This window comes from Candidatus Cloacimonadota bacterium (genome assembly GCA_020532355.1).
In the GTDB taxonomy this organism is placed as follows: domain Bacteria; phylum Cloacimonadota; class Cloacimonadia; order Cloacimonadales; family Cloacimonadaceae; genus UBA5456.
In genome coordinates this window covers 1-14896 of the sequence record JAJBBD010000129.1, presented here as the reverse complement: position 1 = coordinate 14896, position 14896 = coordinate 1, and the positions used below count along the sequence as shown (strand labels likewise).

The window sequence follows — 14896 nt, the reverse complement described above, 5'->3', positions numbered from 1 at the left end:
TGCATAAAAATCTGCTAAATATGGATGCGCAACAGTCTCAAAGAGTGCATACCCAATCCGTCAAACCTTGTTTTCTTTCTTGCTAAACCGGTACACGGTACTTTCTGTTTGCGCAATTGTCTATCTGCCTTATCCTATTTTTAGGACTGGTTGTTAAGTTAAAAAATAGTCCCAGAAGAAGCACAGGAAAGGTTGTTTAGTGCTGCTTCTTGGGTTCTTTGTTTATCCAGTGCAAGGAGAATATCATGAGTAATAGAATAGATTTGAAAACCGAACAAGATACTATAGATCTAGCGCATTACATAGCCCCGCTTTTGGGTCCCGGCTCTATTGTAACCTTATCCGGCGAATTGGGAAGCGGCAAAACCTTTTTCGTAAAAGCTCTTGGTTCATTTTTGGGTATATCTGAAGATATTGATAGTCCATCATTTGTGCTTTTTAAAGAATACCATTGTGGCAGATATCCACTATATCATTTGGATTTATACCGCCTTAAAGCAGAAGATGAATTGCTGGATTTGGGACTTCTGGATATGCTGGAAAGTGGCATTACGGTAATTGAATGGCCCGAAATAGCCAAAGACTTTTTGCCTTACACAACCTTGAAATTGCATTTTGGATTTGACCACAATCAACGCTTTGTTGAAATAACTGCTGAAGCTAAACTGGAAGAATATTTCAATAAATAGTAAGCCTCATTAAAAAACGTCTCCATTAGCCTTGTTTGGGAATATTTATTGCAATCTTAATTGCAAAATTGAAACTAGCAAGAACTTAGTCTATCTCATGCGAAATTCTAAACCGTTTACAATCGTTTCACGGTTTTGAGCTTCATTTTGTGACATAGTTCCTGTAAATCTAAAGGAGACCCAATGCATAGCAAATTCAGTGTATTCAAGCTACTTCTGATCATTCTTATCAGTGGCATATTTACCACTGTTTGGGGACAAAGCCGCAGCGTAAGCCTCAGTCCCGCAAATAGTAACACTACGCTTAGTTCAAACAGCGATTACGGTTTTAACATACACTATACAGTTGGAGAACTTCAGCTAAATTCCCAAAACACAAGAGCTGGAGAATATGATCTGATAACAATTGAGGGTTACGGCAATAGCGGACGCGTTGGTGAGCCGACTCTTCCCGTTTCAACTCGAATAATCTCAGTACCTCTGGGAGCCGAACCGAGCTTCAATATTTTAATGGAACACAAAACCAACCTTAGCCGAGAAGAAGCCAGAATAAGCCGACGTCTTATTCCCGCTCAGGAATCTGTATCCAAATCTGCAGATATCAATCAAATACCTTTTGAGATTAAAGAAGAGCTGTATCAAAGAAACACATACGTTGGCGGTGAGCTCTTTAAAATAGAAGAAATCGGCATCATGCGCGGTGTAAGGCTTTTCATGATTAGTTACGAACCGCTGCGCTACAATCCATCCAACGGGTCTGTGGAAGTATGCCTCGAAGCCGAAATCAGAGTCGATTTTAATAATCCGGATCTTGCCGCAACCCAAGCTATGCTTGCCAAAACAGCATCTTTTGAGTTTGAGCAACTCTATTCCAAAACCATCTTTAACTGGAATCCTAATCGGGCCAGTTTGGTAAGCCACCCCACTAAAATGCTTATACTTTGTCCTCCTGCTTACGAAAGCACGATGGCGCCGTTTATCGAATGGAAACAAAAAGAAGGCTTCATTGTAAACTTAGTTACAGTTGGCAGTGGTGCAACTGTAGCCAATAACACAACGGCGATAAAGACTTATATACAAGATATTTGGGATTCTGCTACAGCACAAGATCCCGCACCAACTTATCTGATTATTGTGGGCGATCACGGTACCAGCGGTAACAATATTACATCCAATTCTGGTCAAGCTGGTAGTCACATTACGGATCTCACTTATGTACGCTTAAATGGCACAGACTATCTGCCGGAAATGTATCATGGTAGGTTTTCCGTGAGCAACACTACGGAATTACAGAATGTAATTAATAAATCTTTAATGTTTGCAAGAACCAGCATGCCAGACATTAGCTATCTGGGCAAAACCGTATTAATAGCAGGAGTTGACAGTAATTTCGCTCCCACTCATGGTAACGGTGCTATTAACTATGCCACTACTCACTACTTCAATGCTGCGCATGGCATAACCTCAAATAACTATTATTATCCGGAATCAGGTTCCTCCGATGCGCAAATCGTTGCTAATGCGGCTGAAGGGCGCGGGTATCTAAACTACACAGCTCACGGCAGTCAGACATCCTGGGCCGATCCCTCCTTTTCGGCCAGCCAGATGATGAACCTTACAAATACAAATAAACCATTTGTGGCAGTTGGGAACTGCTGTATCACCAATGAATTTGATTACAGTTCTCCCTGCTTTGGTGAAGCAGTCATCCGTTCCAACAATGCCGGTGCAGCATATATTGGCGGCATCAACAGCACGTATTGGGATGAAGACTTCTACTGGGCGGTTGGTTACAAAACCCCACAAACTGCTGCCCATGCTTATGATCCTAATAAACTGGGTGCTTATGATGCCATGTTTCACGCCCCCAATAGTGTGGCCGATTGGGCTCAAACCACCGGAGAAACAATCTTTATGGGCAACATGGCAGTGCAAGCCAGCACTTCTTCCCGAAAAAACTACTATTGGGAGATTTACCACCTGATGGGTGATCCCTCGCTTAAACCCTATTTTGGCGTACCTACAGTTAATAATGCCACTTTCCCCGCATCAATTATGATGAGCCTAAGCAGTATTACCGTAACTGCCGAACCCTATTCCAGAGTGGCGCTGAGTATGGACGGTACCTTGTATGCCACTGGCGTAGTCCCTGCTGGCGGCTCACTAAACTTGAATTTTACGCCTTTCACAACAGTGGGAACTGCTGATTTGATAATTACCTGCAGTGGAAAAATAACACGGGAAGAAACTATTGATGTGCTTCCAGCTTCAGGTCCCTATATGACAGTTGACAACAACGTTTATGCGGATAGCAACAATAATCAGCCAGATTACAACGAAAGTGGCAGATTCAATACTACTTTCAAGAATGTGGGAACAAATGCTGCTTCCAACGTTACTGCTACGCTTAGTTGCTCAACCACCGGCATCACCATCACCGATGCTACGGAAACCATCGCTTCTCTGGCTGCCGGTGCATCCGTTACCAGAACTAATGCCTTTAGCTTCAATATTGCCAATAACATAGTCGATGGCACGATAGCAGAATTCACCATCACCATGGTGGGCGGAGGCGAAACTTGGGTGCATAACTTCAATCTGGAACTAAACGCTCCCGCTCTTAACTTTGGAACCTACACAATATCCGATCCCAGCGGCAATAACAATGGCAGGTTGGATCCTGGCGAATCGGCTACGCTTACTATGCCCCTCATCAATAACGGAGGTGCAGCAAGTCTTTCCGGGAATGCAACGCTTACCTGCAATACTACCGGCATTACGATCAATACCGGAACAGCAAGCTTCAGTGCAATTGTTGCAGGTGGCAGCCAATACCTAAGCTTCAGCCTCAGCGTTTCTGCCTCGATGAGCATTGGTAGCATTGCAAACCTCGTATTCAGTGCTACTGCTGGTACCTACTCAGCTAATAGAACTGAACCGGTGTCAATTGGCTTGATCCTTGAGGATTTTGAAGTCGGCGCATTTAATAGCTTCCCATGGATTATGTCAGGCAATCTGCCTTGGACTATCGACAACGGCACTCAATATGAGGGAGTCTATTCTGCCAAGAGTGGAACAATCACTCACAACCAGACTACCAGCATGAGCACCACCAGAATCCTGACTGCAGCGGGAACGCTTAGCTTCCGCTATAAGGTTTCTTCCGAATCCGGATACGATTACTTAAGATTTTATATCGATGGCAGCGAAGAAGGAGAATGGTCAGGAGAGGTAGATTGGACAGAGGCTACTTATGAGCTTGCCGCCGGCACAAGAGAGCTTACTTGGACATATAGCAAGGACGGTTCTGTATCGACTGAAAATGACTGTGCTTGGGTAGATTACATCGTGTTCCCTGCCTCCGCCAGCCCTAACAGCTTTTACCCTCCGCAAAACCTTATCGCAACACCAAGTAACGAGCGCATCACACTTTACTGGAGTGCTCCGCTTACCGGAACGCCCAGCTCTTACCAAATATACAGAAACAGTTCGCTCCTAAACACTGTTACCGGCTTAAGCTACCAAGATGATGATGTAAGCAATGGCAACAGCTATTCCTATTATGTTATAGCCATTTATCCCGGTGGGACATCTGATCCTTCCAATACGGTTGAAGCTACTCCCGGAGTAATTACAGAAGCGGTAATCGGGACAGGCACCGACTCTACGGACACCTATACTGCATCCCCAATCAATGTTTGGTACAAAAGCTTGCATGGACAATCCGTTTATACAGCATCCGAGCTTAGCGTTGCCGGGCTATGCGCAGGAGTCACTATCACTCAAATTGGCTTTAATGTAACCGGTTTACCGGAACGTGTGATGCCAAACTTCATCGTAAGAATGAAGCATACTACAGCTAATAATGTATCAAGCTGGATAAGTGCAAATAGCGATAACATTGTCTACAGTGCCGCTACATACCAGCCCACTCAGACTGGATGGAACTTGCTTACATTAAATACACCGTTCCTATGGAATGGAACTGATAATATCCTTGTAGACACAGCTTTCGGTTTAATAGAATCATATTCTTCCACAGGAACTATTCAATACACAGAAACAACCGATGGGTATCGCTTTGGTCGTAATGACTCTACCGATCAAACCGATCTCTTCACCGGCGGTTCACTTTCCACAAACCGACCAAATATCAAGCTCATATTCCAACCCGCCGAGGAAGAGCAAGCAATTATAGCTGTAAATCCCACCAGTTTGGAATTTGAAGATACCATATTGGGTGAGAGCAGCGAACTGAGTATCAGAATATCAAACAGTGGCAATATTGCCCTGGAGGGTAGCATAACCACTCCTGACGGATACACAATTAGCCAAGCAGACTCAAAACAAGCTGAGATGGATACCCGCAATATTCTCAACCTTAGCATTAACGCCGGCTCATACAAAGATTATGCGGTAGAATTCTCTCCCACTACTAACTCAGATTACACTGGAAACATAGTAATAGCCAGCAACGCAGAAAACAATCCCAATCTGAACGTTGCTGTTAGCGGAACAGGGTACACTCTTCCAGAAATAAGCGTAAGTAGCACAAGTATTAGCACCAATGTGCTGATTGGAGAAGAAACAACGGAAACCTTTACCATTACCAATTCCGGTGGACAGGAGCTGACTTATAATATTTCCCTCGCATCAGTTCGAGCATCGCAGATACCGCTATTGGCAAAAATAGATAAGAGCCGCAGCATTGAAGGCAGCTATCTGAGCATAGATCCAGAAAGCTATCTTTCTGGAAGCACTATGGATCTTGAGGTATCAGTTTACAATGCCAGTACAGATACTGAGTGGCTGAAAGAGGTTATCCTTACCCTACCCACCGGAATCACAATCAATAGCGTTACCGACATGACTGGTGGCACAGATATTATGACACACACCACAGTAGGGAACACAATCACCTGGTATGGTGAATCCTCCAGTGGTTGGGGTTTAATTCAGGGGAACCAAACTGGAATCGCAACCGTTAATGTGTCGATCCCCGCTTCTCAAAACGGAGATCTTGAACTGGCTTACACCATCAATGGTGACGATTATAATGCTGAACCGCATACTATTTCCGATGTCTTTATCCTCGCACATTCTGAACCTCCCGTGCCCTGGCTGAGCCTTAGTTCCTATTCCGGAAGCCTTGCTGCCGGCGCATCGGATCAAATAACTGCCAGCTTCTCAGCTATCGGCATGAATGAAGGCACTTATAACGCTATTATAAGCATAGACTCAAATGACGCCGAAAACCCCAATCTTCAGATAGCAACTTCGATGGAAGTATTGGATGAATCGAATCACCCCCCAGTTATCAATTTACCAGAAAGCTTCAGTTTCGATAAAAACAGAGGCTTGCCGGTGAATGTTGCAGATTATGCTAGCGATCCGGATGAAGATCCTTTAAGCTTGCAGATTGTCGGCAATACCAACGTACAATACGAAATCAACGGCTTGATGGTGATGTTAAGTGCCACTCAGAACTGGGTAGGCAACGAGACTCTTACCTTTATAGTTAGTGATGGCGAGCTGAGTGCAAGTGATCAGGTACAAGTTTGTGTGTTACCAGTAAACGAGCCCGAATGGGATGTGGTGAGCTATCCAAACAATCCAGCCACAATCTATGCAACAGTAAGTATTGAAGGGTATCCTGCCATGGCAAATGACCAAGTGGCAGCCTTTGTGGATGATGAGTGTCGCGGCATTGCAGACGTCGTGTTAAGCAGAGATACTGCTCATGCCACCATTATCGTACAATTGGCAAATTCTAATGAAACGGTTTACTTTAGGGTATATTCATACTCTACAGACACCATCTACGATGCCATGGCAAGCGTCGAACCAGATTTCGGTGAAGAGATTGGAACCGAGATGCCTGTGGAAATTGAAGCAGGCTTGATTACTAGCCTGCCTACGCCTATTGTAACTTTGCAACAACAAGGTAGCAACTTACAATTGAATTGGAACCCAGTTGTTCATGCTGATTCTTACGAAATATACTATTGCACCACACCCAATGGAGATTTCCAAAGCATAGGAACTTCGGGAGACCCAAATTACTCATTATCTCCCAATCAGCCTCGTGGTTTTTACAAAGTAAAAGCTCTTAAAGGAATACCCGCCAAATGAAGAAACTAATTACTATAGCCATACTGGTGCTTACCCTTGCTCTTTTGAGTGCAGGTGAGTTCAATGAATACTATTTCCGTTTCGAATTGAAAGACCGTTCTCTGCTAACCAATCTTGGCCAAATGATTTCCATAGATAAAGTTGAAGGTTTTCAAGTTTACGCCTACGCCAACGACAATGAATGGAAGGCTTTTTTGAACACTGGCTTATCATACCAGCTTCTGCCTCATCCCGGCATCAATCCCAATGCCATAATGGCAAATAGCAAAGCGGATATGCGCGCTTGGGATAGCTATCCCACCTACGAAGCATACATCAGTATGATGTACGACTTTGCCCAAGATTATCCCAATCTGTGCCGCATTGTAGATGTCGGCACCACTGTGGGAGGACGCAATATTCTCTTTGCAGTTATATCAGATAACGTTCAACAAAGAGAAGCTGAACCACGCCTGATGTACACTGCCACCATGCACGGCGATGAAACAGTAGGCTATATTCTGATGCTACGCCTAATCGACACCTTACTTGCTGGCTATGGAACAGATCCCCGATTGAGCAATTTGGTAAATAATGCAGAGATATGGATAAACCCCAACGCAAATCCGGATGGAACGTATTATGGTGGCAATTCCACAGTATCAAATGCCCGCAGATACAACCAGAATGGTTATGACCTTAACCGCAATTTCCCCGATCCTAATGGTAGTCAGTACAGCGGACAGCCGCTTCAGACGGAAACTTCGCTGATGATGGCACTGGGAATGCAAGAGCGCTTTCATCTGGTGGCAAATTTACACGGTGGTGCAGAGGTGGTAAATTATCCTTGGGACCATAAATATGATTTGCACGTGGATGACGCTTGGTACCAAAGCATTAGCCGAGCATTCGCTACCAGTGCACAAAACAACAGTCCTTCCGGATATTTAGATGACCTGAATAACGGCATTACCAACGGCGCCGAATGGTACGTTACCACCGGTAACCGACAGGATTGGACAAATTACGCTGCTCGAGGCAGAGAAGTTACCATTGAGCTTTCCAATACCAAAAATCCCGATGCCAGTACCTTACCCGACTATTGGACTTATAGTTATGACGCATTATTGGGATATCTGGAACAAGGTTTATATGGCATTCACGGGATTGTAAAAGATGCTTGGAACAATCCGCTACCCGCTACTATAAGCGTTCTAAATCATGACGATAATCTCACCACTGTGGAGAGCATCGCCGCTAACGGTACTTTTTACCGCTATCTTAGCCCCGGAAGCTACGATATTAAGATTGCTACCAACGGTTACGACGACATTATCGTTGAAGATGTGGTGGTAAGTACTGGTTTAGCTACGCCCTTAGAAGTTATATTTGGAACCTTGCCCGAAGTATTGGAGCTTCCTTTGGCTGCAGGCTGGAATCAAGTAAGCTTTAATGTGTTGCCGGAAAATCCCGCAGATATCATTAGCTCGATATCCAATCTTATCCAAATTAAAGACATGAACTCAAGCTACAATCCCATCATGGCAAGCCAATTCAATACTCTAAATACAATTAATCCTGCAAATGCTTACTACGTTAAGGTTTCCGCACCAAGCGTGCTCCACTTGGAAGGAACAGCAGCTCAGGGAATAGATATTCCACTAAAACAGGGATGGAACTACATTCCATATTTACCCCAAGAATCATTAAGCGTGCAAATTGCGTTAGGTTCCATTATTAATTATGTGCAAGACCTACGCTTGGGCAATCTATCCTGGTCAGCCTCCGAAATCACCCAAATGCAACCTGGAAAAGGCTATTGGGTTTTAGTAGATCAAGATTGTCAGCTAAACTATCCCGAATAGAATAAAGCATCATAAACAATATGCCTTCGCTTTGAATGCGAAGGCTTTTTTCTGTCCAGAACAAAGTGGATTCGCATAGCTTTGGGCTTTTGGCTATTCCAAAGCCTATACATTAGCGGAGAATTAAGGAAGGATTAAGCAGACATCATGCATAATTTACAGGAGAATCTCGGCATAAACAATCGCTATAAATAGCTTCAAACATGGGGAAAAATATGGGTGCAAGGCTTTTTTGTGCTTCTTATTGCGTAATTATTCTGGCGGTTTGATCAAGCTACAGCTTTCTTTTGGGGTATGGCATTATCCCAGCGCGAAGCGGCCTTTCTCCCTCTTTGAGGCTACGATTGAGTCTATCGAAAAGTTTACTTCGAGTTTGGCGCGCATGAGGAGGGATTTCCACCATAAATAAAGCACTGGCAAGCTCAATTTCATCTTGATCCCAAATCTTAGCCAGCAGGTAAATTTCCAGCTTTTTATCGGTTTTATTCTCGATGGTGTATCCCAGTTCGATAAACTGCGAGCCCCAATTATCGAAACTGATCTCAGAAATTTCTACCTTGTTAAATAGGGCGCGATTACTGCGTTGATGCAAAGCAAAGCTTATTATAATGGCAACCACTACCAATAGTAGCACAGTGCCTTTTAGTTTATAGCGTCTGGGCCATTCCATACGGTCGAAAGATCTCATTTGTATTCCTTTGTTAATAGATAAATTGCCATGCCCCAAACAGCTTATGTTGCCAATCTTCGTTATAACTGCTATCGTGGCCAATCAAGAACTTATGATGTGCCATAATAGGAATTGTAATGCTGCTACAAATCTGGAACTCGTTACTCTTTTCGCCTTCAAACCAGAAAGCTGAAGCAGAATCTATTTCTCCGGAGAAGATATCGTGGTAATTATCTTGCCAAGAGGCACCCTTAGAGCCTTTGCGACGCCAGGATAAGCGGGAATCCAGCTTTAGATAGTTTCTAAATGCAAGGTTCGTTTCCATGCTGATATCAAGGACGTTTGAGCCCTGAGGATAACCTAATGGGCGACCATCGTGAGAATACATCGTGTGATTTGTATAATGTGCGTAAGTATATGGTCTCACAGCCGTTGCTTCCAAGCTAAGTTTGCCAGAAGGAATAGCACGACTCAGTCCAGCTTGCAGGGCGTATTTGTTTCCCCACCAGTTCGTAAAAAACTTGCTATAGCTAAATTCATCCAGAGCAAATTGCCCATATAGCAAAGTACCGCCAGGCATACGTAGGTTTGTCCCGGCAAAGATCATAACGTTGTCTCTATCATAAAGATTGTGTTCGGCAGCCCGCCAGAAACCATTAGGCAAGAGATAGTTGAGATCCAAGCCCCGATTTCCATAAACCACACTTTCTCCCAAAAATAGCTCAATGCCTTTTGTAGGAAACCAAGTTAACTGATGCAGGGCGATGTACTTATCGGGATAGCTATGCGATTCGTAGGCAGATTCTGGTTCAGCAATATTTGAGCTATCTGCCATTAGGCTGCCATGAATCATGCTGAGGCGGAAATCACCAACTTGGGCTTCTCCCAGAAGATAGGCATAATCGTTCACTTTGTCCGAGAGAATTATGCTGCCGCTGATATTGTTGCCAATCTGAACTCTGCCCCTGCCCAAAGCAATTTGTACATTGTTGTTACGGTAGGCAATTTCGCCATTGAGGTTATCGTGCTGAATATGATTATTTTCGAAACGTTTGTAATAACCATCTATCAGTTCATCGCTTTCGGCAGTATCCAGATTTCCATAGAATGCGCCATTGAACCAATCTGTCCTGAGGTAGAAATATTTTGCTGCCTGAGCATGTAGTTTCCAACCTTTATACCAGAAATGATAATCTCCCTGTTTGGTGAAATCTGTATCTATTCCGGCATAAATATTAAAATCTGCTGATAAACTTGGATGGCGATAGCTAAATAAGTTGTGCTTGGGAGCATTGGTATTAGTAAAAACATCAACAAAAGCTTCTTTAAAAATGCTGATAGATGAAAATGGGTAACTAAGCCCATTATCTTCAACTTGAAAAGTGAAATCATCGTAGATAGGGTTTTGTGCCAAAAAACTGGAGCTAACCCCAGAATGGAGATCTGGTACAAAGGCAGAGCTGTAATTATGTTCTGCACTTAATCTTGAAACAAAAACAAAACTAATTATACTACAAAACAAACCATAAAAATAAAACTTACTGATCATCACCCACACTCCCAGTATGGTGAAGTCGGCGAATAATCTGCTCAACTTCCTGAATGCTGATTTTCATCTCGCGGGCAATTTCCTTATTTGTCCAGCCATCGGCTAAAAGTCTGTTTACCATTCTACTAAGCGTATTGGCATCCATGGAAATGGTGCTTTCCTGGATTCCGCATTGAGGATCATCATTATTTCTTTTCTTGGTAATTCTAATTATAAGGAAAACTATTATAAAAAGAATAACTAAGCCAGCAAAGTATAGGTAAAATTGCTTGGGCAATTTGCTCTTCACTTCGGCTTTGGTAGTAGTTTCTGGGGTCGATAATACAGATTGTGGAACCTCAGTTACAAGCGAATCTGATTCTGCCTCTGTTTTTGGCGAAGAAGAAATTTCGTTTGGTTCATCTACGGTTATGTTTTCTCCGCCTATTGTTTCCCTGCTTTTTGTATCTTCAGTTTCCCACTGAAGCCCTTGTTGCAGTAGTTTTTGAGCGGAATGGTAATAAGAACTGGAGGGAGGAATTTTAGCGAATTTTGCCGACGCCCTGTCACTGCCACGTTTTAGCAACAGTATACCCCAATAATAAAACACATCATAATGATTGGGATAATCTACCGCCAAACGGGAGAAATCTTTATCGGCTGTTGCTAATCTGCCTTTATCGGCATTGAATCTGGCAATTGCTAAACGAGAAGCTTTATCTTGTGTATTCTTGTAAAAATCTATCACAATTGACCTGCTATCGCCAAGTCTAAGAGTGTAGAATGCCAGATTTTGAGAGCTATGTACTTTTATACCATCATCAACTACGGTTATGGCATCTAAATAAGTTCCGGATAAATTGTATTCGGGAATCTGTTCATCAAAACCGGGAATGTCAATACGGAAGCCATTTGTTGCTTTTCTAACGTTGAAATCGGTATCTCGATCCATATCAAAGACCAATCTGCATACAGAATCATAGTACATTTTGGTGCGAATGGAGCGGATAGCTGTTGCGGCAAGCGAGGTTCCGCATAGCACAAGAAGCATCACTAACAAGCGTTTCATAAAAAACTCCTTTAGTGTAATATGGTCATAAAACTACCACGTCTAACTGAGGTTTAATAATCTGAACCGTATCTAAGGCTATCTGCAATTCTTCATTGGTGGGAATAGCCAAGATTGTTACCGGAGAATAGTCTTGAGAGATTATGCCGGCTTCTTTGCCTACTTTACGGTTCTTTTCCTGATTGATGTGAATGCCAATGTTTTCGAGCCTGCTGCAGATGCGTTCACGCATTTTAACGGCATTCTGACCAATCCCGCCGGTGAAGACAATGCCATCTAACTTGATGAGATTTGCCGCATAAGCACCGATATATTTGCGAATGCGATAAGCATAGGTTTCGAGTGCTTCCAGGGCATCATTATTTCCATTTTCCGCCGCTTCTTCGATATCTCTAAGATCGCTTGAAACCCCAGAAAGACCCAACAATCCGCTTTTTTTATTCAAGATATTGTGTAAATCGTGAAAATCGAATCCCCGTTCTTCTAAATAGAAGATTATAGAAGGATCAATATCTCCGCTGCGCGTTCCCATTATTAAACCTTCCAGAGGAGTAAAGCCCATTGATGTATCTATAGACTTCCCCGCTTGGATGGCGGTTATGGAAGCTCCATTGCCCAAATGGCAAGTTATAAGATTGGTGTTTTCTGGGCTTCTTTTCATAATCTGTAATGCAATCCCGGCTACGTAGCGATGGCTGGTGCCATGAAATCCATAACGGCGAATACGATACTTTTCATAAAAATCTCGGGGAATTCCATACAGATAAGCATGCGGGGGCAGGCTTTGATGAAAAGCAGTATCAAAAACGGCTACTTGCGGTATATTGGAAAATATGTTCGAAGCTTCAACGATACCCGTGAGATTGGCAGGATTGTGTAATGGTGCCAATTCGCAAGTATCTTCAATAGCCTTAACTACATCAGCATCAATCTGCACTGAGGCAGAATATTTTTCGCCTCCATGTACCACACGATGCCCAATGCCCTCTATCTGAGAAAGGGAAGTAAGGATACCTTGTTCTGAATCTAAGATAGCTTTCATCATCAATTCAAAAGCAATACGGTGATTGGGAATATCGGTGATTTTTTCGAATAATTTTCCATTGGCTTTTTGTGATATTCTGCCTTCCGATAACCCAATCCGCTCTATAAGCCCCTTACCCAAGCTACACTGTTCGGGCATTGCGTATATTTCATACTTAAGAGAGCTACTTCCGCAATTAACCACGAGAATCTTCATGTAATACTTCCTTAAGAGTTTTTGGCTGTATAATATAGGCGGGGAACAAGCGCTTATGCCTATTACATACAGTTTATGGGCATTCTTTTTGATCTTCACATATATGGCAAGTTATTTTTGGCAGAACCTCGCTTAATAAGTGCATGATGCAAAACTCCATCCAATAAGAATGCTAAAGTGGGAATAGCTACGATCTGAAAAAGCCCACCAAACAGATATCCCATGCCTAAAGCATCTGCTATATATGGATGGGCAATGCTCTCTATCAAGTCTTCAGACTGGTAAATACTCGCCCTATTTATGGGCTATAAGCTATATGCAGCGAAATTTTGCCGCAAAAAAATGGGTAACGAATTACCCATTTTTTAAGGACTGTTATGTTGTTGATTTGTTTAACTTATTCAGTTATTTCTTGAGCTTCTACAGGAGCTGCGTCTGTTTCGACACTGTCTAAAACAGCTTCTTCTGTTTCAACTGGTGCAACTTCTTCAACCGGGGCTTCTTCAGCGGGTTTCGGTTTGCAAGCGCTCATGGCAAGCATGCTAAGCAGCATCATAGCTAATAAGGCGATTAAAACTACTTTTTTCATTGATTCCTCCATCAGTATTCCCCTTTTTGGGGTAACTAAGGTTTTTATTTTTTGGGGTATAGGCATTATGTTTTGCCGTAATGTCATGGCAGGCAAGAAAAGGCTCTAAAACCTTATCCCTCCTACACACAGTCCTTATTCACGACTATATAAATCGTAATAATGGGGTCACAATATAAGTGCTCAACTTCTTGGCAAGTAATTTTTTTATAAAGCAATATCCAAACCTAAGTGGATCATGCCTAAACCTAAACTACTGAAACTATTGTCTCTGTATCCCAAACCATATTCAATGCTCATCATGCCCAATCTAGTACTTACTTTCAAGCCAGCTCCAATACCCATAAGATCGTACTTGGCATTGTTCTCGTCGCCTTGCATGTATCCATGATCGAAGAAGGTGTAGATCATCGTTTCCGGTCCAATCATATATCGCAGTTCAATATTTGCCCAAGCTAGTCTGTTGCTTTTGAATTCATCTTCCCGATAACCCCTTAAAGATGCAAATCCGCCCATGCTATACAGATCGTAAGCTTCCGGATTTTGCTTGTTGTTATCTTTATAGTATATGCCCAGATAGCTTATAAATCTGCTTCTTAAGGGAAAGTAATATTTCGCACTGCTGCTTAGTTTTCCATATTTATTGCCACTTGCACTCAGCACATAGTCGTATGCTGCATCCAACTCCATGCCTTTTGTGGGTATCCGTTCTCCTGAGGCATTCTGATATTTCCAGAATGCTCCAAAACTGCTTTCCGATTCCTTCGTAATTGGAGAATATCCGGTTCCGGGTAATATGCTGTTTGCGGCAAAACTGAAGCCAATCCTCTGAAACAGGGTAATGTAATATATGTCCACATCTACGAGACTGCGAATCCAAAGGCTATCTTGAGTGGTGCGAGAAAGTTCCAGATCTGCCGCCAGTGGAATTCCTGGAATGCCCGATTCGTGATAACCAAGACTCAACTCACTGTATGCATTAGGATTCTTTTTCCAGAATAATTTGATGCCTCTATCCGTTCCCCACAGATTTAGAAATTCCAAATTTATCATTCCGGAAAGCTCACGTTTGCCCGCATTTTCGCTGATTCCCAAAAGCCCTTCCAAGTATGTCATTCTTCCTTCCTGAACATCA

The 14896-nt window shown here is 42.9% G+C and carries 9 protein-coding genes; 3 read left to right on the top strand and 6 right to left on the bottom strand.

What is annotated here, in order from left to right; all coding sequences use genetic code 11:
- The first annotated feature begins 245 nt into the window (after window positions 1-245).
- The 3 genes from tsaE to LHW48_04610 all read left to right on the top strand — a co-directional run bounded on the left by tsaE (window position 246) and on the right by LHW48_04610 (window position 8665).
- Window positions 246-689, top strand: coding sequence for a tRNA (adenosine(37)-N6)-threonylcarbamoyltransferase complex ATPase subunit type 1 TsaE (tsaE, locus tag LHW48_04620; GenBank protein ID MCB5259745.1), 444 nt, complete (start codon window positions 246-248; stop codon window positions 687-689).
- Between the two features lie 183 nt (window positions 690-872).
- Window positions 873-6821 carry a C25 family cysteine peptidase gene (locus LHW48_04615; GenBank protein ID MCB5259744.1) on the top strand — a complete coding sequence of 1983 codons (5949 nt, stop codon included), beginning with the start codon at window positions 873-875 and terminating at the stop codon, window positions 6819-6821.
- Complete coding sequence (locus LHW48_04610) at window positions 6818-8665, top strand: carboxypeptidase regulatory-like domain-containing protein (GenBank protein ID MCB5259743.1); 1848 nt, start codon at window positions 6818-6820, stop codon at window positions 8663-8665. The genes LHW48_04615 and LHW48_04610 overlap by 4 nt, the downstream gene beginning before the upstream one ends.
- Before the next feature lie 274 nt (window positions 8666-8939).
- Here LHW48_04610 and LHW48_04605 read toward each other — a convergent pair whose 3' ends face one another.
- The 6 genes from LHW48_04605 to LHW48_04580 form a co-directional block, all read right to left on the bottom strand.
- Window positions 8940-9353: a hypothetical protein gene (locus LHW48_04605; protein MCB5259742.1), complete on the bottom strand. Its 414-nt coding sequence runs from the start codon at window positions 9351-9353 to the stop codon at window positions 8940-8942.
- 13 nt (window positions 9354-9366) lie between these two features.
- A complete protein-coding gene (locus LHW48_04600) occupies window positions 9367-10884 on the bottom strand; it encodes a hypothetical protein (GenBank protein ID MCB5259741.1) in 1518 nt (505 codons plus the stop codon).
- Window positions 10874-11932 carry a hypothetical protein gene (locus tag LHW48_04595; GenBank protein MCB5259740.1) on the bottom strand — a complete coding sequence of 353 codons (1059 nt, stop codon included), beginning with the start codon at window positions 11930-11932 and terminating at the stop codon, window positions 10874-10876. The genes LHW48_04600 and LHW48_04595 overlap by 11 nt, the downstream gene beginning before the upstream one ends.
- A gap of 25 nt (window positions 11933-11957) precedes the next feature.
- Window positions 11958-13172, bottom strand: coding sequence for an acetate kinase (locus tag LHW48_04590; protein MCB5259739.1), 1215 nt, complete (start codon window positions 13170-13172; stop codon window positions 11958-11960).
- A 397-nt stretch (window positions 13173-13569) separates the two neighbouring features.
- Entirely contained in the window at window positions 13570-13761 is a 192-nt protein-coding gene (locus LHW48_04585) for a hypothetical protein (GenBank protein MCB5259738.1), read from the bottom strand.
- A gap of 207 nt (window positions 13762-13968) precedes the next feature.
- Window positions 13969-14896: BamA/TamA family outer membrane protein (locus tag LHW48_04580; protein ID MCB5259737.1), on the bottom strand; the 928-nt coding region annotated here is incomplete at its 5' end.

Coding starts and splice junctions, on each gene's coding strand:
- LHW48_04585 (MCB5259738.1), bottom strand. CDS start 13,761: ATGAAAAAAGTAGTTTTAATCGCCTTATTAGCTATGATGCTGCTTAGC.
- LHW48_04605 (MCB5259742.1), bottom strand. CDS start 9,353: ATGAGATCTTTCGACCGTATGGAATGGCCCAGACGCTATAAACTAAAA.
- LHW48_04600 (MCB5259741.1), bottom strand. CDS start 10,884: ATGATCAGTAAGTTTTATTTTTATGGTTTGTTTTGTAGTATAATTAGT.
- LHW48_04615 (MCB5259744.1), top strand. CDS start 873: ATGCATAGCAAATTCAGTGTATTCAAGCTACTTCTGATCATTCTTATC.
- LHW48_04610 (MCB5259743.1), top strand. CDS start 6,818: ATGAAGAAACTAATTACTATAGCCATACTGGTGCTTACCCTTGCTCTT.
- LHW48_04590 (MCB5259739.1), bottom strand. CDS start 13,172: ATGAAGATTCTCGTGGTTAATTGCGGAAGTAGCTCTCTTAAGTATGAA.
- tsaE (MCB5259745.1), top strand. CDS start 246: ATGAGTAATAGAATAGATTTGAAAACCGAACAAGATACTATAGATCTA.
- LHW48_04595 (MCB5259740.1), bottom strand. CDS start 11,932: ATGAAACGCTTGTTAGTGATGCTTCTTGTGCTATGCGGAACCTCGCTT.